This window comes from Noviherbaspirillum sp. (genome assembly GCF_036846085.1).
Classification (GTDB): domain Bacteria; phylum Pseudomonadota; class Gammaproteobacteria; order Burkholderiales; family Burkholderiaceae_D; genus Noviherbaspirillum.
The window spans coordinates 1-25,412 of the sequence record NZ_DAIUCO010000047.1 but is presented as its reverse complement, the minus strand read 5'-3'; the positions used below and the strand labels follow the sequence as shown (position 1 = coordinate 25,412).

Annotated in this window: 30 protein-coding genes and 1 pseudogene; 14 read left to right on the top strand and 17 right to left on the bottom strand. The window is 61.6% G+C overall.

Annotation, left to right across the window (positions count from 1 at the left end; genetic code table 11):
- Window positions 1-13: 13 nt before the first annotated feature.
- From V7080_RS07925 to V7080_RS07895, 7 genes are all read right to left on the bottom strand, one after another.
- Complete coding sequence (locus tag V7080_RS07925) at window positions 14-175, bottom strand: hypothetical protein (protein ID WP_334187864.1); 162 nt, start codon at window positions 173-175, stop codon at window positions 14-16.
- Window positions 176-523: 348 nt separating this feature from the next.
- Entirely contained in the window at window positions 524-1,324 is an 801-nt protein-coding gene (locus V7080_RS07920; RefSeq protein WP_334187863.1) for a crotonase/enoyl-CoA hydratase family protein, read from the bottom strand.
- 35 nt (window positions 1,325-1,359) lie between these two features.
- A complete protein-coding gene (locus V7080_RS07915; RefSeq protein ID WP_334187862.1) occupies window positions 1,360-2,571 on the bottom strand; it encodes a CaiB/BaiF CoA transferase family protein in 1,212 nt (403 codons plus the stop codon).
- Between the two features lie 50 nt (window positions 2,572-2,621).
- On the bottom strand, window positions 2,622-3,458 hold the full coding sequence (locus V7080_RS07910; protein WP_334187861.1) for an SDR family oxidoreductase: 837 nt from the start codon (window positions 3,456-3,458) through the stop codon (window positions 2,622-2,624).
- A 28-nt stretch (window positions 3,459-3,486) separates the two neighbouring features.
- Window positions 3,487-4,452 (bottom strand): Bug family tripartite tricarboxylate transporter substrate binding protein, encoded by a 966-nt coding sequence (locus V7080_RS07905; RefSeq protein ID WP_334187860.1) that lies wholly within the window; start codon window positions 4,450-4,452, stop codon window positions 3,487-3,489.
- Window positions 4,453-4,501: 49 nt separating this feature from the next.
- Window positions 4,502-5,548 (bottom strand): acyl-CoA dehydrogenase family protein, encoded by a 1,047-nt coding sequence (locus tag V7080_RS07900; RefSeq protein WP_334187859.1) that lies wholly within the window; start codon window positions 5,546-5,548, stop codon window positions 4,502-4,504.
- A complete protein-coding gene (locus tag V7080_RS07895; RefSeq protein ID WP_334187858.1) occupies window positions 5,545-6,693 on the bottom strand; it encodes an acyl-CoA dehydrogenase family protein in 1,149 nt (382 codons plus the stop codon). Before V7080_RS07895 ends, V7080_RS07900 begins: the two co-directional genes overlap by 4 nt.
- A 184-nt stretch (window positions 6,694-6,877) precedes the next feature.
- On the opposite strand from V7080_RS07895, the gene V7080_RS07890 reads away from it, so the two are divergent.
- The 4 genes from V7080_RS07890 to V7080_RS07875 all read left to right on the top strand — a co-directional run bounded on the left by V7080_RS07890 (window position 6,878) and on the right by V7080_RS07875 (window position 10,511).
- Window positions 6,878-7,618, top strand: coding sequence for an IclR family transcriptional regulator (locus V7080_RS07890; RefSeq protein ID WP_334187857.1), 741 nt, complete (start codon window positions 6,878-6,880; stop codon window positions 7,616-7,618).
- 53 nt (window positions 7,619-7,671) lie between these two features.
- The gene (locus tag V7080_RS07885) at window positions 7,672-8,841 is read left to right on the top strand and encodes an iron-containing alcohol dehydrogenase (protein WP_334187856.1); all 1,170 of its coding nucleotides are present in this window, start codon (window positions 7,672-7,674) and stop codon (window positions 8,839-8,841) included.
- A gap of 147 nt (window positions 8,842-8,988) precedes the next feature.
- Window positions 8,989-9,888, top strand: coding sequence for a glycosyltransferase family 2 protein (locus V7080_RS07880; protein ID WP_334187855.1), 900 nt, complete (start codon window positions 8,989-8,991; stop codon window positions 9,886-9,888).
- A gap of 314 nt (window positions 9,889-10,202) precedes the next feature.
- Window positions 10,203-10,511 carry a hypothetical protein gene (locus V7080_RS07875; protein WP_334187854.1) on the top strand — a complete coding sequence of 103 codons (309 nt, stop codon included), beginning with the start codon at window positions 10,203-10,205 and terminating at the stop codon, window positions 10,509-10,511.
- Window positions 10,512-10,849: 338 nt separating this feature from the next.
- On the opposite strand, the gene gdhA is transcribed toward V7080_RS07875, so the two are convergent.
- From gdhA to V7080_RS07860, 3 genes are all read right to left on the bottom strand, one after another.
- Window positions 10,850-12,196 (bottom strand): NADP-specific glutamate dehydrogenase, encoded by a 1,347-nt coding sequence (gene gdhA / locus V7080_RS07870; protein ID WP_334187853.1) that lies wholly within the window; start codon window positions 12,194-12,196, stop codon window positions 10,850-10,852.
- A 172-nt stretch (window positions 12,197-12,368) separates the two neighbouring features.
- Window positions 12,369-12,653 (bottom strand): helix-turn-helix domain-containing protein, encoded by a 285-nt coding sequence (locus tag V7080_RS07865; protein WP_334187852.1) that lies wholly within the window; start codon window positions 12,651-12,653, stop codon window positions 12,369-12,371.
- 122 nt (window positions 12,654-12,775) lie between these two features.
- Complete coding sequence (locus V7080_RS07860; protein ID WP_334187851.1) at window positions 12,776-12,991, bottom strand: hypothetical protein; 216 nt, start codon at window positions 12,989-12,991, stop codon at window positions 12,776-12,778.
- Window positions 12,992-13,462: 471 nt separating this feature from the next.
- Here V7080_RS07860 and V7080_RS07855 point away from each other — a divergent pair, with 471 nt between their 5' ends.
- Entirely contained in the window at window positions 13,463-14,506 is a 1,044-nt protein-coding gene (locus tag V7080_RS07855) for an SDR family oxidoreductase (RefSeq protein ID WP_334187850.1), read from the top strand.
- Between the two features lie 14 nt (window positions 14,507-14,520).
- On the opposite strand, the gene V7080_RS07850 is transcribed toward V7080_RS07855, so the two are convergent.
- From V7080_RS07850 to V7080_RS07840, 3 genes are all read right to left on the bottom strand, one after another.
- A complete protein-coding gene (locus V7080_RS07850; RefSeq protein ID WP_334187849.1) occupies window positions 14,521-15,192 on the bottom strand; it encodes a tRNA-uridine aminocarboxypropyltransferase in 672 nt (223 codons plus the stop codon).
- A gap of 31 nt (window positions 15,193-15,223) precedes the next feature.
- Window positions 15,224-15,622: a hypothetical protein gene (locus V7080_RS07845; protein ID WP_334187848.1), complete on the bottom strand. Its 399-nt coding sequence runs from the start codon at window positions 15,620-15,622 to the stop codon at window positions 15,224-15,226.
- Window positions 15,623-15,786: 164 nt separating this feature from the next.
- Window positions 15,787-16,503 carry a Crp/Fnr family transcriptional regulator gene (locus V7080_RS07840; protein ID WP_334187847.1) on the bottom strand — a complete coding sequence of 239 codons (717 nt, stop codon included), beginning with the start codon at window positions 16,501-16,503 and terminating at the stop codon, window positions 15,787-15,789.
- A gap of 178 nt (window positions 16,504-16,681) precedes the next feature.
- Between V7080_RS07840 and V7080_RS07835 the strand changes: the two genes are divergently transcribed.
- Complete coding sequence (locus V7080_RS07835) at window positions 16,682-16,984, top strand: DUF1330 domain-containing protein (RefSeq protein WP_334187846.1); 303 nt, start codon at window positions 16,682-16,684, stop codon at window positions 16,982-16,984.
- Window positions 16,985-17,002: 18 nt separating this feature from the next.
- Here the strand turns inward: V7080_RS07835 and V7080_RS07830 are convergent, their stop codons facing one another.
- Window positions 17,003-17,377 carry a nuclear transport factor 2 family protein gene (locus V7080_RS07830; RefSeq protein ID WP_334187845.1) on the bottom strand — a complete coding sequence of 125 codons (375 nt, stop codon included), beginning with the start codon at window positions 17,375-17,377 and terminating at the stop codon, window positions 17,003-17,005.
- Between the two features lie 194 nt (window positions 17,378-17,571).
- Here V7080_RS07830 and V7080_RS07825 point away from each other — a divergent pair, with 194 nt between their 5' ends.
- Both V7080_RS07825 and V7080_RS07820 read left to right on the top strand, forming a co-directional pair.
- Complete coding sequence (locus V7080_RS07825) at window positions 17,572-17,796, top strand: hypothetical protein (RefSeq protein ID WP_334187844.1); 225 nt, start codon at window positions 17,572-17,574, stop codon at window positions 17,794-17,796.
- Window positions 17,797-17,904: 108 nt separating this feature from the next.
- On the top strand, window positions 17,905-18,348 hold the full coding sequence (locus V7080_RS07820) for a thioesterase family protein (protein WP_334187843.1): 444 nt from the start codon (window positions 17,905-17,907) through the stop codon (window positions 18,346-18,348).
- Between the two features lie 65 nt (window positions 18,349-18,413).
- Here the strand turns inward: V7080_RS07820 and V7080_RS07815 are convergent, their stop codons facing one another.
- Window positions 18,414-19,451: a LysR family transcriptional regulator gene (locus V7080_RS07815; RefSeq protein ID WP_334187842.1), complete on the bottom strand. Its 1,038-nt coding sequence runs from the start codon at window positions 19,449-19,451 to the stop codon at window positions 18,414-18,416.
- Window positions 19,452-19,563: 112 nt separating this feature from the next.
- Here V7080_RS07815 and V7080_RS07810 point away from each other — a divergent pair, with 112 nt between their 5' ends.
- The 3 genes from V7080_RS07810 to V7080_RS07800 all read left to right on the top strand — a co-directional run bounded on the left by V7080_RS07810 (window position 19,564) and on the right by V7080_RS07800 (window position 22,278).
- On the top strand, window positions 19,564-20,553 hold the full coding sequence (locus V7080_RS07810; protein WP_334187841.1) for a Bug family tripartite tricarboxylate transporter substrate binding protein: 990 nt from the start codon (window positions 19,564-19,566) through the stop codon (window positions 20,551-20,553).
- Entirely contained in the window at window positions 20,511-21,653 is a 1,143-nt protein-coding gene (locus V7080_RS07805; RefSeq protein ID WP_334187840.1) for a methyltransferase, read from the top strand. The genes V7080_RS07810 and V7080_RS07805 overlap by 43 nt, the downstream gene beginning before the upstream one ends.
- 187 nt (window positions 21,654-21,840) lie before the next feature.
- Complete coding sequence (locus V7080_RS07800) at window positions 21,841-22,278, top strand: hypothetical protein (protein ID WP_334187839.1); 438 nt, start codon at window positions 21,841-21,843, stop codon at window positions 22,276-22,278.
- 39 nt (window positions 22,279-22,317) lie between these two features.
- On the opposite strand, the gene V7080_RS07795 is transcribed toward V7080_RS07800, so the two are convergent.
- Both V7080_RS07795 and V7080_RS07790 read right to left on the bottom strand, forming a co-directional pair.
- Window positions 22,318-22,698: a cupin domain-containing protein gene (locus V7080_RS07795; RefSeq protein WP_334187838.1), complete on the bottom strand. Its 381-nt coding sequence runs from the start codon at window positions 22,696-22,698 to the stop codon at window positions 22,318-22,320.
- Between the two features lie 42 nt (window positions 22,699-22,740).
- On the bottom strand, window positions 22,741-23,571 hold the full coding sequence (locus V7080_RS07790) for an IclR family transcriptional regulator domain-containing protein (RefSeq protein ID WP_334187837.1): 831 nt from the start codon (window positions 23,569-23,571) through the stop codon (window positions 22,741-22,743).
- A gap of 240 nt (window positions 23,572-23,811) precedes the next feature.
- Here V7080_RS07790 and V7080_RS07785 point away from each other — a divergent pair, with 240 nt between their 5' ends.
- The 3 genes and pseudogenes from V7080_RS07785 to V7080_RS07775 form a co-directional block, all read left to right on the top strand.
- A complete protein-coding gene (locus V7080_RS07785; RefSeq protein ID WP_334187836.1) occupies window positions 23,812-24,483 on the top strand; it encodes a 3-oxoacid CoA-transferase subunit A in 672 nt (223 codons plus the stop codon).
- The gene (locus V7080_RS07780; RefSeq protein WP_334187835.1) at window positions 24,480-25,130 is read left to right on the top strand and encodes a CoA transferase subunit B; all 651 of its coding nucleotides are present in this window, start codon (window positions 24,480-24,482) and stop codon (window positions 25,128-25,130) included. The genes V7080_RS07785 and V7080_RS07780 overlap by 4 nt, the downstream gene beginning before the upstream one ends.
- Before the next feature lie 12 nt (window positions 25,131-25,142).
- A pseudogene (locus V7080_RS07775) lies at window positions 25,143-25,412 on the top strand (3-oxoadipyl-CoA thiolase); the annotation flags it as partial.

Here is a 25,412-nt window from a genome sequence, read left to right as displayed (position 1 = left end):
TCACCGTAACCATCTATCTGGCCGCCATGGCGGCCAGATAGATGGTTACGGTGAGTTGCATCAGGTCCGGCATGACGCCGAACGCCACCGCCATCGCGGGGATCGACGGCAGGTGCACCGCGGACGCGAACAGCCCGAGGGCGGGCAGGAGGCTGATCATCCATAACGGAGGCATTGCGAGGGGTTCAGCGTCGAACGCGGCTGCCATGCATGGCCTTCTTTCTGTAACTCATTTCATGACGGGTTGTTGAGATGGTTTTGGTGTTCCAGTGAAGAGTGGGGTAGGGAGCCTTGCTCTATGCTTGCGGGAAAACTTGTGCTGGCAAGGAAGAATCCAGGGTGCATTGGTTTCGCGATTGGATGAGGTGACGCATCTCTGGGTCCCCGTCTTCACGGGGACGACAACCCTTAATAGAAATGTCTTTCACATCTGATTGGACCCGTACACGTAAGAAGCGGTCGCGGCTGCAATGCACCTTCCGCCTAAGCATGTAGGAGTAAACCTCCCTATCAACCACCCGCATCACTCATCCGTGAAATTCGGCGGACGTTTCTCGATGAATGCATTCACTGCTTCTTCGTGCTGCCGCGTGTGGTGGGCAAGCGCCTGGAAGCTGGCCGACATCTCGAGCAGCGTTTCCAGCCGGGTATGCTGCCCCTCGCGCAGCAGGCGCTTCGTCATGCGCAGCGCATGACCCGGATTGGCCGCGATTTTTTGTGCAAGCTCCTGCGCCTTTTCCATGAGCTGGTCATGGGGTACGACCTGCGATACCAGTCCGCATGCCAGTGCTTCCTCCGCCGAGATCGGCGCCCCGGTGAAGGCCATCTCGCTCGCCTTCGACATGCCGACCGCGCGCGGCAGCAGCCATGCGCCGCCGTCACCGGGAATGATGCCGAGCTTGACGAAGCTTTCGGCGAAGCTGGCCCGGTCGGATGCGATGCGGATGTCGCACATGCATGCGACGTCGTTGCCCGCGCCGACCGCCGGTCCGTTGACGGCGGCAATCGTCGGCACCTCCAGGTTATAGAGCGCGAGCGGTATGCGCTGGATGCCGTTCTTGTAGGAATAGCGGACCATCGCCGGCTCACCGGCTCCGCGGCCGACGTTCTCGCGCATCGTCTTCACATTGCCGCCGGAAGAGAATGCCGGTCCCGCACCGGTAAGGATGACGACGCGTACCGACAGATCCTTGGTGATGGTGTCGCAGGCATCAACGATTTCATTGATCGCCTCTGCGCCCGACAAGGCATTGCGGATGTCCGGGCGGTTCATCGTCAGCGTGACGATCGCACCCGATTTTTCATAATTCAGAAACTCTGCCATCGTTCTTCTCCTTGCGTAATGATTCGGGCCTTCAACTACGGCACATTCTTTTCCTTGATGACGCCACGCTCCTTCAGGTCCGCGATTTTCTGTTCGTCATAACCGAGTTCCCGCAATACGTCGCTGGAATGCTGGCCGAGCAGGGGCGCCTGATAGCGCACCCGCGCCGGCGTGGCGGAAAACCGGGTCGGCGGCGCAACATAGCGGATCGGGCCTTCTGTCGGATGCACGTCGTTTTCGAACAGGCCGACTTCCTTCAGGTGCGGGTGCTCGATCAGGTCGTCGATGCCGTAGATCGGGGTGGCGGGGATGTCGAGTTCGTCGCAGATGGCCATCCATTCGGCGGTACTGCGCTTGCAGGTGATCTGCGCCAGTTCGCGATACATGTCGACGATATGCGCGTTGCGCGCGCGGCGGTCGGCGACGTCGTATTTTTCCACCAGCTCCGGGCAGCCGGCGATGCGGAAAAACGCGATCCAGTGATCGGCCGTGTACGGAAGAATGGCGATGTAGCCGTCGGTGGTCGGCGCCGGTTTGCGGCCGCCAACCAGCAGGCGCGCATAGCCGGCCTTCGCCGGCGGCGGATTGAAGGTGAGGCCGCCGAGATGTTCTGTCAGCATGAAAGACACCATGGTTTCGAACATCGGCACTTCGACGTACTGGCCACGCCCGGTGCGCTCGTGATGAAACAGCGCGGCCAGCACCGAATTGACGACCGCCATGCCGGCGGTCTTGTCGGCCACCAATGTGGGCGCGTAATCCGGCTGGTCCTTGCCGACGCTGTTGAGGCTGGCCAGTCCGCAGGCGGCCTGGATGATGTCGTCGAATGCCGGCTTGTCGCGGTGCGGTCCCGACTGCCCGAAACCGGGCGCCGCGCAATAGACGATGTCGGGCTTGATCGATGAGACCACGTCGTATCCCAGGCCGAGCTTTTCAATCGCGGCCACGCGCATGTTGTGGATAAAGATATCGACTTCGGGAATCAGCTTCTTGATGATTTCCATGCCTTCCGGCGTTTTCAGATCCACCGCGATGGAGCGCTTGTTGCGGTTGACCGCGAGGAAGATCGAACTCATCCCCGCGTTGAGCGATACGCCGTTGGAGCGCATGAGATCGCCTTCGGGAATCTCTACCTTGATGATATCGGCGCCGTAGTCCCCGAGGATCTGGGTGGCAATGGGCCCGAGCACGACGGACGTCAGGTCGAGTATCCGCACGCCCGTCAGGGGACCATTTGTGCCATTCATGCCGTCGCCATTCCTCTGCTGCGCTGTTGCTTCTGTAACCATTCGATAACCTATTTTCGGAGAGATTTCCAGGTGTCGTCGGACCAATCCTGCATGACCTGCGCCGACGAGCCGGCGGCACCTTGCAGCCATTTGCCGCCGTCGATCATGATCGCTTCACCGGTGATGAATTCGGCGTTGTCCGATATCAGGAAGGTGCACAGGTCCGCCAGCTCCTCATGCCGTCCGACGCGCCGCAAGGCGATGCCGTTTTCGATCGGTTCGCTATACCGTTCCTTCGGCATCAGCTGCGACGTTGCTCCTTCGGTAGGGAACGGTCCGGGCGCCACGCCAACCAGCCGTATGCCCTTCGGACCCCATTCGACGGCTAGGCTGCGGATCATCGCGAGCAGACCGGCTTTGGCCATCGCCGACGGTACGGTGAAGGGTGCGCCGGTCAGCGCTGACTGGGTCAGGATGCACAGCACCGTTCCGCGCCGTTGCTGCGCGATCCAGCGCCGTCCGGCGGCGATGGTGCAGTGCGCGCCACCCTTCAGAACGATATCGACGACCGCGTCGAGCGCCCGTGAAGAGAGATGCTCGGTACGGGCGAGAAAGTTGCCCGCCGCGTTATTCACAAGCACATCGAGCGGCCCGCCTTCCCAAATACGCGACATCATGGTCTCGACGGCGACGGCGTCGCGTACATCGCACACATGCGTTTCCACCGCGGCGCCGAATGCATCCCGCAGTTCGCCCGCGGTCTGATCCAGCACGTCCGCGCGCCGCCCGCAGATGATCAGGCGGGCGCCGAGTTCGACATAGCGCCGGCCGATGCTTTTGCCCAGCCCAGTGCCGCCGCCGGTGACAAGGACGCGCTTTCCTGCAAGGAGTCCGGCCTGGAACATGATGTCGTTTGCCCGCAATGCGCCGCGCTTACTGCGGCTTGATGCCGGCCGTTTCGGCAATGCGCCGGAAGCGGGCGATCTCCGTATTCTGGTATTCGCGCATCGCTTCGGCGGTATGGGGCATCAGTTCGCCGCCGGTTTTCTTGACGAATTCCTTGGCCGCATCGGAGTGCAAGGCCTTCTGCATTGCGTCGGCCAGTTTCTTCGTGATGTCGTCGGGGGTGTCGGCGCGCACGTAGAACGAGGTCCATGAGTAATTCACATACTCGGGATAGCCGCTTTCCTTGATGGTCGGCACATCGGGAAATTCCCTGTGCCGGGTTTCGCCGGAGACGGCGATGGCGCGCAGCTTGCCGGATTTCAGCATTTCGGCCGCACCGCCCATGTCGACCAGGCCGACTTCGAGGTGGCCGCCGATGACATCGGTGAAGATTGGCGCGCCGCCCTTGTAGGAGACATTCGTGAACTTGACCTTGGTCTGGTTCGACAGCCATTCGAGCGCCAGCTTGTAGCCGTCGGAATACGTGCCGACGGCGACTTCCCTCTGCTTGGCCGCGGCAACGAGGTCGGCGAGGTTCTTGATGCTGGAACCCGGCGCCACGACCAGACCGTTCATGCCGCGCGTCACGCCGGAGATCGGCTTCAGATCCTTGATGGGATCGTAAGGCAGGTTCTTGATCGTGACCGGATTCACCGCGATAGGGGAGTTGCTCGCCAGCAGGATGGTATGACCATCGGCCGGCGCATTCTTCACGGTATTCACCGCGATGATGCCGCTGGCTCCCGGACGATTTTCCACGATGAAGGACTGGTTGAACGCCTTGCTTAACTGCTCGCCGAAAAAGCGGGCGGACGTATCCGATCCGCTGCCGGCGGTAAAGGGCACGACGATCGATACGGTCTTGGTGGGGAAGGCTTTTTCCTGCGCCTGGCTGGCCGGACTGACGATCATCATGGCCGTCAACGCGGTGAATGCGACTGATGCAAGCTTCATTTCGTCTCCTTTATGTATGAACAAACACAACGGCGGATATGCTCCCGCTTCAAATGGCAGTCAGCATCGGCCAGAGCGCATCCGCGCCTTTGCCTGCCACCATGCGGCCGAGGCGCGTCTGCCAGTACGCCTCATTGCCGAATTCATCGCGCCATGACCACAGACGGCGGGTACTGAAGTGCAGGTTGTGTTCCCGGGTGTAGCCCATCGCGGCATGGACCTGGTGCGCGATTTCCGCACCTTTCCCGGCCGCTTCCCCGGTGCGCGCCTTGGCGATCGCGATCGCCAGTTCGTTCGGGACGCTCTCCGACGCCTCGACGGCGGCATGTGCCGCCGCGCTCGCCGCCGCCGCGTGACCGGCCAGCACTGCAAGCAGGTGCTGCACCGCCTGGAACTTTCCGATCGGCCGGCCGAACTGCACCCGCTCGTTGGCATACTGCAGCGAATAGGAAAGCAGGCGTTCGAGGGCGCCGGCCATCTGCACGCTCCGGTACAACGCGCCTTCGAGTTCAAGACGGTCGTGCGCGTTGTCGAGCGGTGCAGCCGCGATCAGCGGCGCGGCCTCGAAGTCGAGATGCGCGCGCGGCTCCCCGGCAAGGTTTTTCTCGATCGCCTTCACGGTCCCGGCCGTCTTCACAAGGCCGATCATCGCCTTGCCGTCCTGTTCCGCGACCACCACCGCGTGTTCGCAGGCGTTACCCCATGGCACGCGGCGGGCGCCGCCGGAAATCGTTGCGCTGCCGCCGCTTGCCCGCAGCGGCTTGTCGTGCGGCGTGCGGACGATGGTCAACGGGCCGTCCGGAACCGTGAGGCCGGCCGCAGCGAGCATGCGTCCTGCAAGCATCGTCTCGGCCAGCGGCACCGGCGCGGCATGGTAGGCGCTGCGCCGCAGTGCCGCCATCGCGTCGGCAAAGTCGAGGCCGACTCCGCCCGCGGCTTCCGGCAGGGCGACGCGCGTCAGGCCCACATCCTCCATCGCCTGCCACAGTTCGGCGGGCCACTTGCCCGCTTCGGCGCTTTCACGTACGGCTTTCGTACAGATGTCTTCGAATATCCGGTCGGTTGTCCGGATCAGGTCTTCTGTCATGTCGTTCATCGCAATCCCAGTCCCCGGGCAATCATTCCGCGCAATATCTCCCGCGTGCCGCCCCGGATCGTGAAGCCGGGTGCGCGCAGGACCGTCATTCCAAGCAGTTCCGCATAGCTGTCACCGTCGCCCAAGGTCGGCTCGGTCGGGATCAGGTGCCGGAAGACTTCGGGGATCTCGCGCTCGAAGGTGGTGCCGATGTCCTTGACGAGGGCCGCCTCGACGATCGGCTGTTCACCGCGCGTCAGCATGCCGGCAATCGAGGTGGACATGCGCCGCAACGTCGCGAGGTGGGCGACGAAGCGGCCGATCTCGTTGGCCGCACGGTCGTCCGGCTCGGGCCCGATGACGCGCATGGATTCGGCGAGAAGCTGGTAGGTGCTGAGGAAGCGGTCGGGACCGGATCGCTCGAAGGCCAGTTCCCCGGTCACCATCTTCCAGCCGGACCCGACTTCGCCCATCACCATGTCGTTCGGGACGAAATACTCGTCGAACACCACTTCATTGAAGTCATGCCCGCCGTACAGGTTGTAGATCGGACGTACGCTGATGCCGGGCTGGGACAGGTCGATGATGAACTGCGTCAGTCCCGCATGCCGCTCCTCCTCCTTCGGCGCGGTACGGACCAGCGCGATCATGTAGTGGGCGCGGTGGGCGCTGCTGGTCCATACCTTGGTGCCGCTGATCTTCCATCCGCCATCGACCTGGGTGGCGCGGGTGCGTACCGCCGCCAGGTCGGAGCCGGAATCCGGCTCGCTCATGCCGATGCTGAAGAAGCACTGGCCGGAGGTGATCTTCGGCAGGATTTCCCGCCTTGCCCGTTCGCTGCCGTAGCGCAGGATCTGGTGGCCGCTCTGCCGGTCGGCAACCCAATGCGCGCCGACCGGTGCGCCGCCGGCGAGCATTTCCTCCGTCATGACATAGCGCTCCAGCGCGGTCCGTTCCTGGCCGCCGTACTGCTTCGGCCAGGTCATGCCGATGAAACCGCGCTCGCCGCACCTGCGGCTGAAATCGGCGTCGAACGACGACCAGGAATTGCGCTTCGGCGTGAATCCGCCGCGGGCGACTTCCTCGGCGATGAACGCGCGCACTTCCTTGCGCAGATCCTCGACCGCGGCCGGCATCTGTACCGGCTCGAATTTGAATTCATGCATGTTGTCTCCTCACTCCTGTGCAAGCCGTCAGGGCGCTTGCACGATGTGGAAAATTTATCGTGGACGCCGCAAAGCTGTAAAGCTAAAATCGCATAATGTTTTGAAATCACACATACGTGTTTTGAAACCGTATTTATCGCTGGAATGCGATTTTTCCTGCAGGCAAACTCTTCCCGTCCCATTCATGGAAAAAAACCTCGTCAAGTCCGCCGCCCGCGCCATCCAGGTGCTGGAATTCTTCGATACCGTCCGGCGTGCCAGTCCCGTCGCCGAGGTGGCCGATCATTTCGGCTGGCCGCACTCGAGCACGTCGGCGCTGATGCGCAGCCTGGTGTCGCTCGGCTATCTGCATTTCGAAGCCGGGTCGCGCACCTATATCCCGTCGATGCGTGTCGCGCTTCTCGGCGACTGGCTGCATGGCCCGATGCTCTCGCACGGAAAACTGTCGCAGCTGCTCGAGCAGCTCAACCATGCGACCGGGGAGACGGTCGTGCTGGCGGCCCAGAACGGCTTGCATTCCCAATACCTGCGCGTGCTGCAGGGAACGAACACGTTGCGCATGCATCTTCAGATCGGGACGCTGCGGCCGCTGCTGTCGTCGGGCACCGGACGCATGCTCCTGACGCAGATGGATGACGGCACCATCCGCAAGCTGACGCGCAAATTCAACCTGGCTGCCGATGCGGCCACACCGATCAATGCGGAGGACCTGCTGCGGCAGGTGTCGGAGGATCGGGAACGCGGCTATGCGGTATCGATGAACCAGGTCACCCCGCATGCCACGCTGATCGCCATGCTGCTGCCGACGAGGCCGACGGAAAAGCCGCTGGCCATCGGCATCGCCGGACTGACCGACCGCCTGATCGCCAATGAACAGAAATACGTCAGCACGATGCGGGAGGCGATCAATACCCTGTCGGAATAGGCCGTCCGCACAAGTGAGCAAGCGAGTACACAACCCCAACCAAGGAGCGCACCATGCAACGCGGCATCTACACCTACCCCGGAACGGCCCGGGTGATCTACGGCATCGACTTTGCCGAAGCGATCGCCGATGAACTCGGCCGCGTCGATGCGCGCCGCGTATTCGTGCTCGCCGGTGGCACGCTGGAACGCGAAACCGATGTGGTCCGCCGCATGACCGCCGCGCTCGGCGACCGCTTCGCCGGACTGCATGCCGGCATCGGCGCGCATACGCCGCGCAGCGATGTCGTGGCTGCCGCCAATGCCGCGCGGGCCGCGTCGGCCGACCTGCTGCTGACCGTCGGCGGCGGATCGATTACCGATGCGGCGAAGATGGTTGCCATCTGCCTCGGGAACGACATCACCGACCCGGCGCAGCTCGATGCGCTGCGGACCGTCACGCGCGCGGACGGTACGACTGTTCGTCCGAGTTTCAATCCGCCGTCGGTGGCATCGGTGGTGATTCCGACCACGCTCTCGGCGGGCGAGTTTTCCGCCGCGGCCGGATGCACCGATACCGAACGGCAGGTCAAGGAGTCCTACTTCCATCCGCAGGCGATCCCGCGCACCGTCATCCTCGATCCGGCGGTCACCGTGCATACTCCTGAATGGCTGTGGCTGTCGACGGGCGTGCGCGCGATCGATCACGCGGTGGAAGACCTGTGCGCCATCAACAGCAAGCCGTTTTCCGATGCGACGTCCTACCATGCGATGCGCCTTCTGGGCAGCGGACTGCGCGCATGCAAGGCCGATCCAACCGACCTGCAGGCGCGGCTCGACTGCCAGCTCGGCGCATGGATGTCGATCATCGGCACCAGCGCCGGCGTCACCAAGGGGGCGAGCCATGGCATCGGGCATGTCCTCGGCGGAACCGGCGGCATCCCCCACGGCTATACGTCCTGCGTAATGTTGCCGCATGTATTGCGCTTCAATTTCCCGGTCAATGGAGAGCGCCAGGCCTGGGTCAGCGAAGCGCTCGGCCGCAGGGGGGAACCGGCGGCCGATGTCGTGTCCGCACTCATCGCCGAGCTTGGCATGCCGCAGACCTTGCGCGATGTCGGCCTGAAGGAAGACCTGCTGGATGTGATTGCGCAAAACGCGATGCATGACCGCCTCGTTCATACCAACCCGCGCAAGATCAGCGATCCGGCGACGGTGCGCCGGCTGCTGGACGCGGCGTGGTGATGCGTCAGCGTATGTCGTCAGCCGACATTGCTCGGCGCAGCGCCGATGTAGCTGCAGTAAAGGAAAACGAAAGACAATGAACGAATGCAGGATGCGCGGTCTATAAACGACATCCCGGTCATTTCATGACCGTCAAAGAAGTACGACATGACCCGCCTGCATCAACGCCTGACCGTCGTCTTTCTCACTTACAACCGCATCGGCGAACTGCTGCATACGCTGGAATGCATGATCCGGCTGCCGGAGCAGCCGGCCATGATTGTGGTGGACAACGCATCGACCGATTCTACGCCGGAAATCGTCGCTAAGCACTACCCGCAGGTGAAGGTCATCACGACAAGCCGCAACATGGGAGCGGCTGCCCGTAATATCGGCGTGCAGCAGGCGCAGACGCCTTACGTGGCCTTTTGCGATGACGATTCCTGGTGGGCCGTCGGCTCACTGGAAAGGGCGGTCGGTATTCTCGATATGTACGACACGATCGCCGCGGTGTGCGGACGCGTATTGCTTGGGGACGAGGAAAGGGAAGACCCGATATGTGGCGTGATGGCGGCCAGTCCCTTGCCGTCCACCGGCATGCCGGGGCCGGTGCTGCTCGGCTTCATCGCCTGCGCAGTGGTATTCCGGCGCCAGGCCTATCTGGATGCCGGCGGCTATGAGGAAAAGTTCTTTGTCGGCGGCGAGGAGGAATTGCTCACGCTGGATCTTGTGTCGGCGGGATGGCACATCGTGTACGTGCCGCAATTGACGGTACACCACTATCCTTCGCCGCAGCGGGACAATCCCGGGCGGCAGAAGATCGTGCTGCGCAATGCCTTGTGGGTCGCATGGCTGCGCCTGCCGGCTGCCAGCGCCTGGGAAGAAACACGGCGCTTATGCAGGTCGGCGCCGAACCGGCAGGTGCTGAAGGCGGCACTGCTGAATGCGGCACGTGAATTGCCCTGGGTATTGCGCAAGCGCCGGGTGCTGTCGCAGCAGGTGCACAGGATGTACCGTCAGCTGCGGGCCGAGGTTGTGGGGAAACTTCCCTGGAATGACCACAATTAGGAACGCGTGAGTAAAAGCGTTGCTTTTCATTGCCCATGCAGGCTGGAATCCTTCTCGATCTCACGCGTCTTGTCCGGGCGCTAAGCGGTCCTTTCCGGGAAGCGATCACACAAAGCTCTTGCATAGCGTCACCCGCAAGCTATGCTCCATGAACGAACTAGGTTTTTACACAGCTGCCGTCCTGATGACCGCAACCCGATCAGCGGGTCTCGTATCTCTGTTAGTTCAGATGCCGCAAGCATGGCGAGCGCAAAGTATGTCCATCTGCGGTCCTGTTGTTCCATGAGGATGATTACTCCCCAAAGGAGATCAACATGCATGCCGTCGTAAGAACCTATTCGGGAGCTGGTGCACGTCAGCTTTTCGATATCCTGGAAGATCACAAATCCGAAGTCCAATCCACCCTGCAGAAAGTTTCTGGCATAGTCAACTATACGTTGCTCCGAACGGGCGATGGCGGCATGTCGATAACCGTTTGCACTGACAAGGCAGGTGCCGACGAGAGCCTGATAGTTGCACGCGACTGGATCAAAAACAATGCATCTGGCGTCAATGCCAGCGCGCCCGAAGTATCCGAAGGCTCGGTCATCATCCAGTTTGCCGAGCAAGCTCTGCTGCAATAAAGAAGCATGCTAGGGGTTTTTTCTCAGAACTTTATGCCCACTTGGGCACAAACCTCTGTCCTTCGCCTCAATGCACCGAACGCGCGAACAGCGGCAATGGCAGCTCTCCAAGGATTCACCGTCGCCCAGGTGTTGGCAGAGGGTTTCCTCAGGCGACTCCGAGCGGCAATAACTCGTTCCAGAAAGCTGCCGTCCGCATTTTTGCCCCGACGGGCTGGAAAGCGCGTGGTTCGGAGGGTGAGTCATTATGGCGTTTGCACACGACCTGAACCTGAAGCGGGCCTGAAGCACGCAACGCAGATGTTGCACGGGAGAGCGATGGATTCCGCAGGACGGGATCAGGTCACGCCCTGCGCCAGCATCGCATCCGCCACCTTCACGAATCCCGCGATGTTGGCGCCGTCGATATAGCTCACGCTGCCGTCCGCACGCTGCCCGTATTGCAGGCAGGACCTGTGGATATTGCACATGATCTGCTTTAGCCGCTGATCGACTTCCTCCTTGTTCCACGACAGGCGCATCGCGTTCTGCGACATCTCCAGCCCCGAGGTGGCCACTCCGCCGGCATTGCTGGCCTTGCCCGGCGCATACAGCACCCCCTGCGCCTCGAAGTATTCCGCCGCTTCGGCGGTGCATGGCATGTTGGCCCCTTCGGCGACGCACACCAGTCCGTTCTTGACGAGCATCCTGGCATCCTCGATGTCCAGTTCATTCTGCGTTGCGCAGGGAAGCGCCACGTCCGCCGGCACATGCCACGGCGTCTCCCCCTGTTCGAAACGGGCGCCGATTACTTTCTCCGCATAGTCGCTGACCCTGCCGCGCAAGTGATTCTTGACTTCCATGAGCATGGCCAGCTTCTCCGGCGTGAATCCTTCCTCGTCGATCACCGTGCCGCTCGAATCCGATACCGTCACGACTTTCGCGCCGAGCTGCATCGCTTTCTCCACCGCGTACTGCGCGACGTTACCGGAGCCCGATACCGAGACGCGCATGCCGTTCAATTCTTTCCCGGCCCGCGCAAGCATCTCCTCTACGAAATAGACGGTGCCGTAGCCGGTTGCCTCGGGGCGCATCAGCGAACCGCCGAAGCTCAGCCCCTTGCCGGTGAAGACGCTTTCCGCCCGGTTGGTCAGCTTCTTTACCATGCCGGTCATAAAGCCGACTTCGCGCCCGCCCACGCCGATGTCGCCCGCCGGCACATCGGTATCGGCGCCGACATGGCGGAACAGCTCCATGGCGAAGGCCTGGCAGAACCGCATGACTTCGCCGGGACTCCTGCCCTTCGGATTGAAATCGGCGCCACCCTTGCCGCCGCCCATGGGCAGGGTCGTCAATGCATTTTTGAATGTCTGCTCAAAGGCAAGGAACTTCAGGATCGACAGGTTCACTGACGGATGAAAGCGCAATCCGCCCTTGTAAGGCCCGATCGCCATGCTGTGCTGCACGCGGTAGCCGCGATTGACCCTGACTTCGCCCTTGTCGTCCACCCATGCCACGCGGAACTGCACCACGCGCTCCGGCTCCACCAGCCGGTCCAGAAGGCCGTGTTCGGCGTAACGCGGATGCTCGGCAATATAAGGCCAGATGCTTTCCATCACTTCCACCACAGCCTGGTGGAACTCGGGCTGGCCCGGATTGCGCTCACGGACGTAAGCAAGGAATTCTTCGAGGTTCTGGTAACGCATTGCAATCTCCGTTCTTATTGTCGTCAATCCATGAGTGGTCTTGTTCGACAGGAAGAAAGTGGGCGTGTTCCTCGGGATGACCGGACGGGATCGTTGCGGGGGCAGTTACTGCGGGATTCCTTCCTCCATGGAGAGGAAGGATAGGGGAGTGAAACGGCGCCTGGAGGATTGATCAGCCTGCCCGCGCAATAATCAGCGCACAGTTGACCCGGAACTTTGCGCGCCGGTCACCGAGCGCATTGCGAAGTTCGTGAATGCTAATGCCGGTGACTTCGGCTATCCAGAGCAAGGTCGATGCCGCAACCGGAATGAAGCCGGCGCGGATTTTGTGGATCACGTCCTTCGCGATATTCAGTTTCTTGGAAAGGGCTTTGTCGCTGGACAGGCCCAGTTTTTTCATCAGGATGTCTATAAAACGATTCGGGTCGTAATGCTGTGTTGAAACTGCCTGGTTCATTGCTTCCTTTCAGTATAAAAAGCCCATCCGCATGAAGCGGTTCATGCGGATGGGCAGCCACAATACGGGCCATAGGAGTAACCCGGAGCAAGCTCGTGGCAAAAGCTGTACGTCAGAAAAAATCAGGATGCATGCTGCTGGCGGATCACGCCGCTGCGAATGTTGATCCAATCGATCTCTTCACCGCTTTCAAGGCTTACCGTACCGAAGTGTTCGTAATGCGCCTCGTTACTGGAAACGCGCTCATATACCTGCCGTGCGAGATCGAGACTCGGCGCATAGACAGCGAATGTTCCGAGTATCCAGGGATGTCTCATGGTGCTGGAAAGATTTGTCATGGCCGTAAGTGAAAAGGATTTGGTGAGAAAAATTCTCCTACTCCTGAAGCTGCCGGTCTGTATAGCACCTGACAAAGAATAAAAAATTTATCAAATAATTGAAGCGACCAGATTGCTTGGATCCATGCGTGTATGAATGCGGTACGCATGTCGTTGTAATGATGCAATGACACCTGCGTGGGAAACATTGCACTGATTTTTCGAGAGTTGATCGACTCCGCATCGATCATTCGAGCTTGCCGAACGCTATTGTAAAGCCCCGTCACCGCAAGAACAGCAGCTTATGATTGAATGTCTTCAAGGTTTTCCGAACTACCACTTTCAATATGGCGTCGCGCTGAAGCTCTTACAAGGCCGCGGGAAGAATTACAACAGATCCATGTGCCTTGCTTTGCACTCCGTTGGCGGCGGAGCCCGCTAATCTTCCGGCACGATTCTCGCTGCGTCGCCTCCTTTTTACAGGAGGTCACCATGAAAATACGATTGAAGAAACTCCCGGACCAGGTCATGGTAATAACCGGCGCCACCAGCGGCATCGGGCTCGTCACGGCACGCAAGGCGGCGAAGCAGGGCGCCAGGCTGGTGCTGGCGGCGCGTAACGAAGATGCATTGAAACAAGTGTGCGACGAACTCAACGGCCAGGGCGCTGAAGCAACCTATGTCGTGGCGGACGTGGGAAAGGAGGATGAAGTTCACCATGTTGCGTCGGCTGCGATCCAGCGCTTCGGCCGTATCGATACCTGGGTCAACAATGCCGGCATCGGCATGTTCGGACGCAATGAAGAAGTGTCGACGGAAGACAAGCGGCGCTTGTTCGAAACCAACTTCTGGGGCGTGGTGTACGGCTCGCTTGCTGCGACAGAACACCTGAAGCGGAACGGCGGCGCGCTGATCAACATCGGCAGTGAAGTGTCGGATGTCTCGGTGCCCTTGCAGGGCATTTATGCAGCCTCCAAGCATGCGGTGAAGGGCTTCACCGATTCGCTGCGCATCGAGCTGGCGGAGGCTGGCGCGCCAGTGTCGGTCACGCTGATCAAGCCAGGCTCCATCGATACCATGTTCGCCGTGCACGCCAAGAACTACATGGATGTCGAACCGAAGCTTCCGGCCCCCATCTACGCGCCCGATATCGTTGCCGACGCCATCCTGCATGCGGCGACGCATCCCGAACGCGACATCTTTGTCGGCGGCGGAGCCAAGATGGCCGCCGCCGGGGCATATTACATGCCCGCTGTGATTGACCGCATCATGAAGCGCGTCATGTTCGGCCAGCAACGATCCGACCAGCCCGCACGCCACCGGGAGAACAGCCTGTACTCGCCTTCCCGGGATTTAAAGGAACGCAACGGCGTGGGCGGGCGCACCCGCGAGACCAGCCTGTACACCAGCGCGATCACCGGCGCGAAATCAAACAAGGCCCTGATGCTCGGTGCCGGACTTGCATTGGCGGCAGTGTGGCAGCTGCGCCGCAATGGCGGCCTCAAGCACAAGTACGCGGTGCCCAAGCAGTCATGATCGCGCGGAGCTGACTACGTCGCGGACTGATCCTCCGCGACTGTCGCCGCAGCCCGTCCTGCGGCGGCGGCCTGCCGGGCGACGAAGCCGTCGAATGCCGCAAGCAGCGGCTGGTACCGCTGCGCATTTTCCTCCAGTTGCATCAGCGCATGGCATACCGCTTCCAGTGTCGAAAGCTGTCCGGCGCGGTGCGCCTTGCGGATCAGGTAGCGCGAGGCAGGCACATCAAGCAGCGGCAGGCGCGGCAATCGCTGCAGCAACGGATTCAGGTAAAGCATCTTGCGGCTCTTGCGCCAGGTGCCGTCCAGAACGACGAGCCGCAGTTGCGATGGATGATGCAAAAGCGTCATTGGCAGTGCGGCCGGTTGCGCCAGGCCCATCGCTGCCGCTTCGGGTGTGTCCGGATAAAGGAGAACCGGATGCACCGCATGCGACTCGGGCGAAGATGGCGCATGCAGCATTGCATGCAGCACCCGTTCGTCGAACTGTTCGCCGACGATCAGCCGGCTGCGGGGAAGGCTGAGATGCAGCAGGCGGGCGCTGCCCTTGGCATTGTCGGTCTCCATCGGATGCTGCAGCACGAGCACCTCGGCCGTATGGGCGACGGGCGTGATCCAGCTGCAGATGCAGGCCCGCTCGGGACGCAGGCAGATGCCGCAGATCGGGCGTCTTGAATCGGATTGCATTACGGATAAATGTTGGCCATGTGTGCGTATCTCATTGCCGCGCAAGCCAGCTTCTTGCCGACGCGATGTCCTCGAAGGCTTTGATATCGACCTGCGACGGACTGAGCAAAAGCAGTGCGCCTTCGGCAGAGACGCGGGAGAACCTGCTCGGGCCGTAGACATGGGCGAATGACTTGAGGCCCGCTTTCCTGGCGCGCGGCAGCGCATCAAAGATCAGCCAGGTTGCAACGCCCATCCAGATGCCGAGCGTGTTGCTGTTGTCGTTCAGGATCTTTGCCGCCCGGTGTTCGTCCAGCATGTGGATCATGCGATTGACGCCTTCCTTGACCGAGCTGTCGGTCTGGTATCCCTTCCAGTTTGCGTATAGCCAGGCGTTCTCTTCGTCATACACAATATCGAGGAAGTCTTCGCCGTAGAGATTATCAACCATGATGATTTGGACAAGCGTCGATATCCTATTGTTCAGTCTGATCTTCATCGTCCTCCCCGGTATTCCAGCCGGAAAGGGCGGCTTCCGGTTTCGTCGCGGAGGTGTGTCCCGGCACAACCCTGTCCGCTGCCTTGCTTCAGGGCGGTCCACGGCGATCGGCGCGCTCAAGAGGACGTGCGACGATCGGCGACGGTGCGATGGCTGCGCTGCGCATCGATAAACCGGGCAAGCCTGTCGCGATCGAGGATGGTGATCGAGCCTTTTCTTTTTTCGATGAGCTGGTTGCGTTCGAGCGTACCGAGGGTGAGCGTCACCCAGGTGCGGGTGGCGCCGACCATTTTGCCGAAATCCTCCTGCGTCAGTCCACTGACGTTCAGCCTGCGGCCGGAAGGGTCGTTCGTATCGGGCGTTCCCAGCGTCATCAGGATCGTTGCCAGGCGCACGGCCGCCGAGTCGAGCGCCACCGGCACGATACCGTCGAGGGTCTCCACCGCCAGCGTCGCCAGTACCGTCATGATGTTGCGCGCGAACTGCGGAATGGCGTTCATGCAAAGGTGCAGGTCCTTCGTCGTGAGAATGCCGGCGTCGACATGATCGACGGATTCGGCGGAGACGATGCGCGGCTTTCCCAGGACCGCGGCGGCCAGCCCGAGGATGCGGCCGCTGTCCATGATGCCGAGCGTGAATTCTTCCCCGTGTTCGGTGCCGGCGTACAGCCTTACCCGGCCGCGCCGGATGACGTACAGCGAATCGCTCGGCTCGCCCTGGTTGAACAGGGACTGCCTGGGCTTGCAGGCGATGGGGTGCATGCGTGAACGGACCTGTTCCTGCTGATCTGGTGTCAGCCGGTCGAGGGCGATGTCCCAATTGGGCAAGGGCATGGTGAGTTGCACGAGGCGAGTATACCGGGAACACCAGGGCCGATGGGCGCGAAACGGCTGCCGTCGTGCATGCGAGCGTTAACTTCTTAACCGACATGCTCGCGCCGGCAAACCATCATCGGAGCCGATGGTTCCGATGCATCCGGATCGGACATCCCACGAAGCTCAAGGAGACGCCATGACCGTATATGTAATCGTTCAACTGACCTTCAAGAAGCGCGATGCCTACGATCGGTACCAGGCGCGATTCGCGGACGTATTCAATCGCTTCAATGGGCAGCTTCTCGCCGCCGACGAAAAGCCGCAGCTTCTTGAAGGCCAGTGGCAGGGAAACAAGATCGTCCTGCTTTCCTTTCCCGACGAGTCGTCGTATCGCGACTGGGCGGATTCCCCGGCCTATCAGGAGATCGCGAAGGACCGCAAGGCAGGTGCGGATGCGGTGGCCCTCCTGGTGCGCGGAATGGACAGCTACCGCCGCTGACGTTATCCCGGCGGGTCGCTATTCTTTTCGGCGCAGGAGGCCGGTGTCGTAGATGCTGGTGATCCTGGTGAATTTGCCGTGGTCCGCTGTCAGCTCATAGACATTCACGCATTCGAACGAGATGGTCCGGCCATCCTTGCGTACCCACGTATAGTGAAAATGCAAGGCGATGTGCCGCTCGTCGTTCATTGCATGGAAAACATTGATCAGCCGTCCCAGCGCACGGCTGATGTCGGTGTCGGCGAAAAAGCGTTGGTGGTATGACTGCGCATCCAGCGTGCCGTAGAGCGGCGATACCACGACTGCTCCCGCCTCGAACAACGGAAGCACTTTCTCAAGCTCACCTTTGCCCAGCACGGCCAGATATCGTTTGCAAAGCTCAAGCTGACGCATGCGCCTGTCTCCCTGTTGCACATTGCAGATCCGGATGCATCGCCGCCTTCGCATGGGCCGCGTATGGCTAACCAGTTGGCAGTATATCCACATATTTGCATATTGACACCCGGCAAGGGTTTCAGTAATTTTTGAGGAGACGGCGCCATCCCTGTCGATGCATGCCGTATGTATGATTTCATACGGAGGCACCGATGTGGATCGAGCGATGCAGCGACTGGCGATGCCGGCGTCCATACCAGGTCAACGAGTTTCGCAGCGAAGAAAGCAGTCTTTTCGACGCCGAACTGAGACCGGAAAAAATCAGTTGTCCGCATTGCGGCAACAGCGAAACCCGCTGGAGCCTGAGCATGTTCCTGGTCCACGCCTTGTCGCCGGAAGAAGAAGCGCGCTTCCAGCAAATCAGCCATACACCCTGACCGCGTTGCCGCCGGCACACAAAACAATCCTGCCGGCACCGGACCGTCGGTACAATCTGGTCCCGCACGGGCGAAAGCCCGAGTTGCATTATCAACAACGAGATTCCAATGGCCCGCCTCCAGCTTGAGTTCCCCGAAGACCAGTATTGCTATTCCACCCACCTGACGGTGCGCGTGACCGACATCAATTCCGCCAACCATCTCGGCAATGACTCGATGATCTCGATGATTTCCGAAGCCCGTGCCCGATTCTTCTTCGACTTCGGGCTGGAAGGCACCCAGGAGGACGGCACCGGCACCATCGTGACCGACCTGGCCACGACGTATAAAAACGAGGCGCGTGCGCGCGACCAGCTGCTGTTCGAAGTGGGTGTGATGGACTTCAACAAATACGGCGGCGATATCATGTTCCGCATCACCCGCCCGCGCGACCATGCGCTGATCGCCATGGCGAAGTCCGGCTTCGTGTTCTTCAACTACCGCACCAGGAAAGTGGTGCCGATGCCGGAAGCCTTTCACCACAAGTTTCCGAAGGTGAACTGGATAGATTGAACAAGGAATGCATGCACCAAGCTGCTTGCCAGAGCTTGTCGAGAACCTGCGGCATCGGCTTCAATTCATTGCGGTTTATCGTTCGGACCTGCCCGGTCCGGCGTGTTCCTGGCGGACTCCCGTGCGGCCAGCCCTCCCACATAGCCGGTGCGGAACCATTCGGGCTTCGGGTTCTTCCTGAGCGGGTTTGCATTCATCTGCTGCGCGCTTAGTCTACTGAAAACATCCGTGACGAAGTCTCCGAAAGCGCGCACGCGCGCCGACTGTTTTCCGTCTCGTCGATAGAGCAGATAGACCGCTGGCGATTCGAGGGCCGTCCAGTCACTCAGCGCCGGCTGCAACAGGCCGCGATCCATCCAGGGCTGGATGGTCAGATCACCGACACGGATGACCCCTGCGCCGGCGATCGCCGCTTCAACCAGCGAATCCCGGTCGTCGGCGATCAGTCCGGCGCGCAACGGGATCGTGCGCGATTCTCCGGCGCGGATGTAACGCCACAGGTCCAGCACGACGCCGTTCGGCACCCGATGAATCAGGCAACGGTGCGATGCCAGTTCCGCCGGATCGACGGGCATTCCATGCGTGTTCCAGTAGGATGGCGACGCGACTGTCAGAAATTGCGACGACGCAATGGGGCGGGCGATCCAGTCGGTATCGTGGTGCCAACCGATCAGGACCAGCACGTCACACATGCCCGCCAGTGGTTCGTGGGGATAGTGGACCAGGCGGAAATCGAGTTCCACTTCCGGGTGCATGGCAATGAAATCCGGGATGAAAGGCATGACGCAGTTCGGGCCCAATACGCGCGAAATCCCGATGACCAGTTTCCCGGATGCCCTCGTCCGGGCCGAGCCGATCGACTGCTCGACGGATTGCAGGTCGGCCATGATGCGCGAGCAGATCTTGAGGTAATTTTCGCCATCCGGCGTCAATGCGAGATGGTGGGAATCCCGCCGCAGCAGCGTTGCGCCGATCTCGCGTTCGAGCGCCGCCACCAGTTTGGTCACGGCCGGCGGCGATACCTCCAGCTGTCGGGCAGCCGCGCTGAAACTGCCAGCCTCGACGACGCGGAGGAAATACTGGATGGCGCGCAGCTTGTCCATTGCCTGCCTCGTCGATTTACCAAAAGTTAATCTTAGGCTTCGCTTGCGCGCCTTGTCCACCTTTCATGGCGCTTGTACTCTGGATGCACATTCAGTCCATCAGGAGAGCGCGATGAAACGGCCATCACACATCCTTCGCGGCATGGGCATGCTTGCGCTGGGCATGCTGTACAGCACGGCGCTGTTCGCACAGTCCGGCGAGGCATGGACGCCGACACGGCCGTTGCGCATTATCGCGCCCGGTCCGCCCGGCGCCATACTTGATCTTGCCGCGCGGCAGATCGCCGAGAAACTGGCGGGCCCGCTTGGACAGCCTGTGATCGTGGACAACAAGCCGAGCGCGGGAGGAACGCTTGCCATGGAAGTACTCGCGGGCAGCCCCGCCGACGGCCATACGGTGGCGATTGCCAGTTTCGTTGAACTGACGGTGAATCCGAGCCTGTACGACAACATCCGGTACGACCCGGTCAGGGATTTCGCGCCGGTGACGCTCCTGTATGCGGGTACGCTGCTGCTCGTGGCTCATCCTGCCCTCAAGGTCGATACTCTTCCGGACCTGATCAAGGCGGGCAAGGCCAGGCCGGGAAGCCTGTTCTATGGTTCGTCCGGCATCGCCCGTCCTCCGCACATCTACGCCGAGCGTTTCAAGACGGATTCCGGCATCGGTCTCGTTCACGTCCCCTACAAGGGCACACCACCCCTGGTGCAGGCAATCCTGAACGGGGAAATCCATCTGGCCATCGAGGGCGCGCCGCCGCTTCTGCCCCACGTCAAGGCCGGCAAGCTGATGCCGCTGGCCGTCACCGGCGAAACACGCCTGCCCTCGCTGCCCGACGTGCCCACATTCTCCGAGATGGGCGTCACGGGCATGACCGCTGCCTGGGTGGGCATTGTGGCGCCCGCCGGTACGCCGCAGAAAGCGATCGAGCGGCTCAACCGGGAATTCGCGGAAGCCTTGCGTTCCCCGGACGTCAAGGCGGCCTACGAAGCCGGCGGCCGCCAGGTCATCACCGGCTCGCCGGAGGCGATGGCGGAACTCATCCGGAGCGGGATTCCCCAATGGCAATCGGTGGTGAAGGCGAGCGGCCTGAAGGCGCAGTGATGCCGGACGCCACATCACCCGCATCCGGGCAGCCATCCTTGCGCAGCGGCATCGCAGATGCAATTCCGGAATCCAATATGGATGGAATCCCGGATTCACAGCGACTCTATGATCTGATCAACAGCGCATGGTTCACCCAAGCCATCTATGTGATGGCGGAGCTTCGGCTGGCCGATGCCATGCGCGGCGGTCCGGGGGATGTCGCGGGGCTCGCGCAGGCAACCGGTTGCAATCCGGATGCGTTGCGCAGACTCCTCGTGGCACTTTGCGCGGCCGGCATCTGCAGATTGGAACCTGACGGCCGGTTCGCGCTTGCTCCGATGGGTGTGCTGCTGTGCGCTGACGCGCCGGAGTCGCTGCGCGGCTGGGCGCGGTTGTGGGGGCATCACCTTTGGACGCATTGGGGAGAATTGCTCGATGCCGTGCGCACGGGCAGCGGATGGCGCAAGCGTACCCTCGGCCAGCAGGGATACGAACATCTTCATGATCATCCGGATGCAGCCGTCGTATTCTTCGATGCAATGGATTCGGTGACGCGTATCGTGACCTCGCATGCCGCATCCCTCGTCCGGCTGACCGGACAACAGCAGGTGGTCGATGTCGGAGGCGGGCATGGCGCCTTCCTGGCGGCAGTCCTCGACGCCTGGCCCGCGGCCCATGGGATCTGTCTTGACATGCCCGTGGCGGAGCCCGGAGCGAGGCGATTGCTGTCCGCCGCCGGCCTTGACGGACGTGCGCGCTTCGAGTCCGGGGACTTCCTCGTGCGCATTCCGTCCGCCGACGTTGTCCTGCTGAAAAGCGTCTTGCACAACTGGGACGAAACAACCTGCAACCGGATTCTTGCTAACTGTCGCCTTGCCATGCCTGCTGATGGCGCGCTGTTCATCGTCGAGCGCCTGATGCCGGCGCGCGTCGCGGATTGCCGCCTTGACCGGTCCGTGGTTCAAGCCGATCTGAACATGCTTGCCGGTATCGGCGGCAGGGAACGTACGCACGCCGAATACGGGCAGATCCTTGCGGACACCGGATTTCACCTGACAGGAGTCCGTCCATTGACGCTCGGATTTTCGTTGCTTGAATGTATCGCCAAAGCCCACTGACCCAAATTACGATGCCGGTCATGGAGCCGCCATTCCGGTTGAACGCGTCCGATCATCTTTGGAAAGCTCCAGGGGCGGATGTCGCACGGTGAATCGTCAACCTTTAACAGTTGTCAAACCAGCGGCCGCGAGCGGGTTCTAGATTGACCCATCGCATGTTTGGATATTTCCATGAAAGGTCGCTGATATGAACAAGTTGCTTGCATCCCTGTTTGCCGTCGCATTCGCCACGTCCGGCATGTCCGCATACGCGGCCGGCCATACCGCCACGCCCGCGAACCCATCCTCATTGCCGGCCCCCGGATCGGCGGCTAGCGGCGAATCAACGGAAAAGTCTGATACAAAGGCCGACACAAAAGCCGACACAAAGGCCGACACAAAGGCCGACACAAAAGCCGGGCAGAAACGTGCAGACAAGAAGGATGCCAAAGCGGACAAGGCGCGCGGCAGTCAAGGCAAGGCATCAGGGACTTCCGGCAGTAGCGGCGCCGGCAAGTCGGGCGATGCCACCGGCGGCAGGGCTGCCACCGGAAGTGCGGCAGGCGTCACCGGCGGTCCGGCGGTGACCGGCGGCCATACCGGCAGCACGACAAACGATTCGAATAGCCCGAAACCGGGAAAGTGACCCGCCCCGGCGCGGGCGTCATCGCGCGAAGCGCCATGCTTACATGCTGCGGTGCCGGGTTCCCTCGCCCAGCGTAATGTGCAGCATGCGACAGGGTGTGAGCACCCTGGCCGTGTGCCATATGCCTTTCGGAACCAGCACCGCGCCGCGGCCGCAGAGCGTGACCTTGCGGATCCCGCCATTTTCCTCGAGCAGCATTTCCGCCTCGCCGGAAAGCAGGTAGACGAATTCATCGCCGTGCGGGTGCATTTCCCAGTTGCTCCAGTCTTTGTCGAACACATATTCCGACACCAGCCAGCCGTGCGCGAAGCGGTCGATCACGGCAGGCGGAAGCGACCAGAACTGCTCGCCGCCCTCGATCTGTGTCGCGTTTCCATCCGCGCCGAGATGGATGTAGGTGGTTTCAGGATTGATGGACATCGCCGTTTTCCTTTCCTGTATCGGGATGCAGTGCCGTACGCTCTACGGCAGCAGCACCGACAACTCCTGCGCCCCGCGCTGCAGCACCGGGAGAAACTCCTCCCGCATCCTCTTCGCGCCGACCCGCGTCGCCTGCGCGCCGATGTTCAATGCCGCGATGACATTGCCGGATGCGCCGCGTACCGGTACCGCGATCGAGCGCAATCCAATTTCCAGTTCTTCCTCCACCAGCGCGTAACCGTTGTGGCGGACGCGCTCCAGGATGTCGCGCACACCGCGTTCCGATACCACCGTCTTGTCGGTGAACGCCTTGAGTTCCACCCGGGCAAAGTAGTCCGCCAGTGCATCCTCGGAAAAGTGCGCGAGCAGTACGCGGCCAAGGGACGTGCAGTAGGCGGGAAGCCTGCTGCCGGTGTTCAGTGCGACCGACATGATCCGCGAGGTGGCGGAGCGGGCAACGTAGAGGATCTCGGTGTCGTCGAATACCGCGAGCGAGCAGGATTCGTTCAGCGTGCGGCTGATGCCGTTGAGGCAGGGCTGGGCCGAGACCGTCAGCGGGGTCGAGGAGAGATAGGAATAACCGAGTGTCAGGATTTTCGGCTTGAGCGAGAAGTTGTTCGCGTCCGCATCGACATAGCCGAGTTGCCTGAGCGTATGCAGGCAGCGCCGCACCGCGGCGCGCGGAATCCCGGTGCGGTGGCTGATCTGGGCGATCGTCAGGCTGCGCCGCTGGTCGCTGAACGCCCGGATGACCGCGAGGCCACGCGCCAGCGAAGTCATGAAGCTCGGGTCGGTGAGGGCCTCGATTTCCTCCGCGATCGTGAGCGCTTTCAGCGGCTTCTTCATTGCCACGGTATCCGCATTGCCATCCATAACGCTATTCCTTTCAATGCCGGTCTTGCCGCCGGCATGGCACTTGATGGCACTTACATTCCGTTCGGCCATCGAACACATTCTGCGGAAGCCGGCTTGACGCTGTAACAAGGCGGTGACTACACTGCATTTGTTCTATAAACAGACATTAGTTCGATAATCGAACAAAGTCAATCCAGTCGGCAAGGGCACATGCTGCAATGCTCGGCCCGACGGAACGCCTAACGCAAAGGCAACGACGTGATCGACAAAATCTTTCCTTCGCTGGAAGCAGCGGTCCGCGATATCCACGACGGCGCCACCGTCATGATCGGCGGCTTCGGCAATGCCGGCATGCCGGCCGCGCTGATCGATGCGCTGCTCGAGCAGGGCGCGCGCGAACTCACCATCGTCAACAACAACGCCGGCAACGGCGACACCGGCCTGGCGGCGCTGCTGAAAGCCAGGCGCGTGCGCAAGATCATCTGCTCATTCCCGCGCCAGGCCGACTCCCATGTATTCGACGGGCTGTATCGCGCCGGCGAAATCGAACTGGAACTGACACCGCAGGGCAACCTCGCCGAGCGCATCCGCGCCGCCGGCGCCGGCATCGGCGGCTTCTTCTCGCCGACCGGTCACGGCACCCTGCTGGCCGAGGGCAAGGAAACGCGCGAAATCAATGGCCGCCACTATGTGCTGGAGTCGCCCATCCATGCCGACTTCGCGCTGATCAAGGCACATCGCGGCGACCGCTGGGGCAATCTGGTGTACCGCAAGACGGCACGCAATTTCGGCCCCATCATGGCGATGGCGGCAACGTGCGCGATCGCCCAGGTGAGCGAAGTCGTGCCCCTCGGCGAACTCGATCCGGAAGCGATCGTCACGCCCGGCATTTTCGTGCAGCGCGTGGTACGTGAAGGAGCGACGGCATGAAGCGATTGACCCGCGACCAGATCGCCGCCCGCGTGGCGCGCGACATTCCCGAAGGCGCCTATGTGAATCTGGGCATCGGCCTGCCGACCATGGTGGCGAACCACCTGCCGCCCGAGCGCGAGGTGTTCCTGCATACCGAAAACGGCCTGCTCGGCATGGGGCCGGCACCGGCGCCGGGCGAGGAGGACGAAGATCTGATCAATGCCGGCAAGCAGCCGGTGACCATCCTGACCGGCGGCTCGTATTTTCATCACGCCGATTCGTTCGCGATGATGCGCGGCGGCCATCTCGATATCTGCGTGCTCGGCGCGTTCCAGGTGTCGGCGGGCGGCGACCTTGCCAACTGGCATACCGGCGCGCCGGATGCGATCCCGGCCGTCGGCGGCGCGATGGACCTCGCCATCGGCGCGAAGCAGGTCTTCATCATGATGGAACACCAGACCAAGAGCGGCGAGAGCAAGCTGGTGGAGCGATGCACCTATCCGCTGACCGCCGTGGGTTGCGTCAATCGCATCTACACCGACCTCGCGGTGATCGACGTGACGCCGCAGGGGCTGGTGGTGACCGACATCCTCGCCGACCTGCCGTTCGACGAATTGCAGCGCATCACCGGTGTGCCGCTGGCCTACCGACCCGAATCAAACTGAAAGGATAGAACGATGACCCATGCTTTCATTTGCGACGCCATCCGCACGCCGATCGGCCGCTACGGCGGCGCCCTCAAGGATGTGCGCGCGGACGATCTCGGCGCCGTGCCGCTGCGCACTCTGATGGAGCGCAACCGAGACGTCGACTGGGCGGCGGTGCAGGATGTGATCTTCGGCTGCGCCAACCAGGCTGGCGAGGACAACCGCAACGTCGCCCGCATGTCGTCGCTGCTGGCCGGCTTGCCGCAGGACGTGCCGGGTTCCACCATCAACCGGCTGTGC

Excerpts from the sequence above, each read along its gene's own strand:
- V7080_RS07910 (WP_334187861.1), bottom strand. The coding sequence starts at position 3,458 with ATGTTCCAGGCCGGACTCCTTGCAGGAAAGCGCGTCCTTGTCACCGGC.
- V7080_RS07895 (WP_334187858.1), bottom strand. The coding sequence starts at position 6,693 with ATGCATGAATTCAAATTCGAGCCGGTACAGATGCCGGCCGCGGTCGAG.
- V7080_RS07860 (WP_334187851.1), bottom strand. The coding sequence starts at position 12,991 with ATGACAAATCTTTCCAGCACCATGAGACATCCCTGGATACTCGGAACA.
- gdhA (WP_334187853.1), bottom strand. The coding sequence starts at position 12,196 with ATGCGTTACCAGAACCTCGAAGAATTCCTTGCTTACGTCCGTGAGCGC.
- V7080_RS07855 (WP_334187850.1), top strand. The coding sequence starts at position 13,463 with ATGAAAATACGATTGAAGAAACTCCCGGACCAGGTCATGGTAATAACC.
- V7080_RS07835 (WP_334187846.1), top strand. The coding sequence starts at position 16,682 with ATGACCGTATATGTAATCGTTCAACTGACCTTCAAGAAGCGCGATGCC.
- V7080_RS07880 (WP_334187855.1), top strand. The coding sequence starts at position 8,989 with ATGACCCGCCTGCATCAACGCCTGACCGTCGTCTTTCTCACTTACAAC.
- V7080_RS07875 (WP_334187854.1), top strand. The coding sequence starts at position 10,203 with ATGCATGCCGTCGTAAGAACCTATTCGGGAGCTGGTGCACGTCAGCTT.
- V7080_RS07840 (WP_334187847.1), bottom strand. The coding sequence starts at position 16,503 with ATGCCCTTGCCCAATTGGGACATCGCCCTCGACCGGCTGACACCAGAT.
- V7080_RS07805 (WP_334187840.1), top strand. The coding sequence starts at position 20,511 with ATGGCAATCGGTGGTGAAGGCGAGCGGCCTGAAGGCGCAGTGATGCCG.
- V7080_RS07830 (WP_334187845.1), bottom strand. The coding sequence starts at position 17,377 with ATGCGTCAGCTTGAGCTTTGCAAACGATATCTGGCCGTGCTGGGCAAA.
- V7080_RS07850 (WP_334187849.1), bottom strand. The coding sequence starts at position 15,192 with ATGCAATCCGATTCAAGACGCCCGATCTGCGGCATCTGCCTGCGTCCC.
- V7080_RS07865 (WP_334187852.1), bottom strand. The coding sequence starts at position 12,653 with ATGAACCAGGCAGTTTCAACACAGCATTACGACCCGAATCGTTTTATA.
- V7080_RS07885 (WP_334187856.1), top strand. The coding sequence starts at position 7,672 with ATGCAACGCGGCATCTACACCTACCCCGGAACGGCCCGGGTGATCTAC.
- V7080_RS07825 (WP_334187844.1), top strand. The coding sequence starts at position 17,572 with ATGTGGATCGAGCGATGCAGCGACTGGCGATGCCGGCGTCCATACCAG.
- V7080_RS07845 (WP_334187848.1), bottom strand. The coding sequence starts at position 15,622 with ATGGTTGATAATCTCTACGGCGAAGACTTCCTCGATATTGTGTATGAC.
- V7080_RS07810 (WP_334187841.1), top strand. The coding sequence starts at position 19,564 with ATGAAACGGCCATCACACATCCTTCGCGGCATGGGCATGCTTGCGCTG.
- V7080_RS07920 (WP_334187863.1), bottom strand. The coding sequence starts at position 1,324 with ATGGCAGAGTTTCTGAATTATGAAAAATCGGGTGCGATCGTCACGCTG.
- V7080_RS07900 (WP_334187859.1), bottom strand. The coding sequence starts at position 5,548 with ATGAACGACATGACAGAAGACCTGATCCGGACAACCGACCGGATATTC.
- V7080_RS07890 (WP_334187857.1), top strand. The coding sequence starts at position 6,878 with ATGGAAAAAAACCTCGTCAAGTCCGCCGCCCGCGCCATCCAGGTGCTG.
- V7080_RS07915 (WP_334187862.1), bottom strand. The coding sequence starts at position 2,571 with ATGAATGGCACAAATGGTCCCCTGACGGGCGTGCGGATACTCGACCTG.
- V7080_RS07820 (WP_334187843.1), top strand. The coding sequence starts at position 17,905 with ATGGCCCGCCTCCAGCTTGAGTTCCCCGAAGACCAGTATTGCTATTCC.
- V7080_RS07780 (WP_334187835.1), top strand. The coding sequence starts at position 24,480 with ATGAAGCGATTGACCCGCGACCAGATCGCCGCCCGCGTGGCGCGCGAC.
- V7080_RS07905 (WP_334187860.1), bottom strand. The coding sequence starts at position 4,452 with ATGAAGCTTGCATCAGTCGCATTCACCGCGTTGACGGCCATGATGATC.
- V7080_RS07925 (WP_334187864.1), bottom strand. The coding sequence starts at position 175 with ATGCCTCCGTTATGGATGATCAGCCTCCTGCCCGCCCTCGGGCTGTTC.
- V7080_RS07815 (WP_334187842.1), bottom strand. The coding sequence starts at position 19,451 with ATGGACAAGCTGCGCGCCATCCAGTATTTCCTCCGCGTCGTCGAGGCT.
- V7080_RS07800 (WP_334187839.1), top strand. The coding sequence starts at position 21,841 with ATGAACAAGTTGCTTGCATCCCTGTTTGCCGTCGCATTCGCCACGTCC.
- V7080_RS07795 (WP_334187838.1), bottom strand. The coding sequence starts at position 22,698 with ATGTCCATCAATCCTGAAACCACCTACATCCATCTCGGCGCGGATGGA.
- V7080_RS07790 (WP_334187837.1), bottom strand. The coding sequence starts at position 23,571 with ATGGATGGCAATGCGGATACCGTGGCAATGAAGAAGCCGCTGAAAGCG.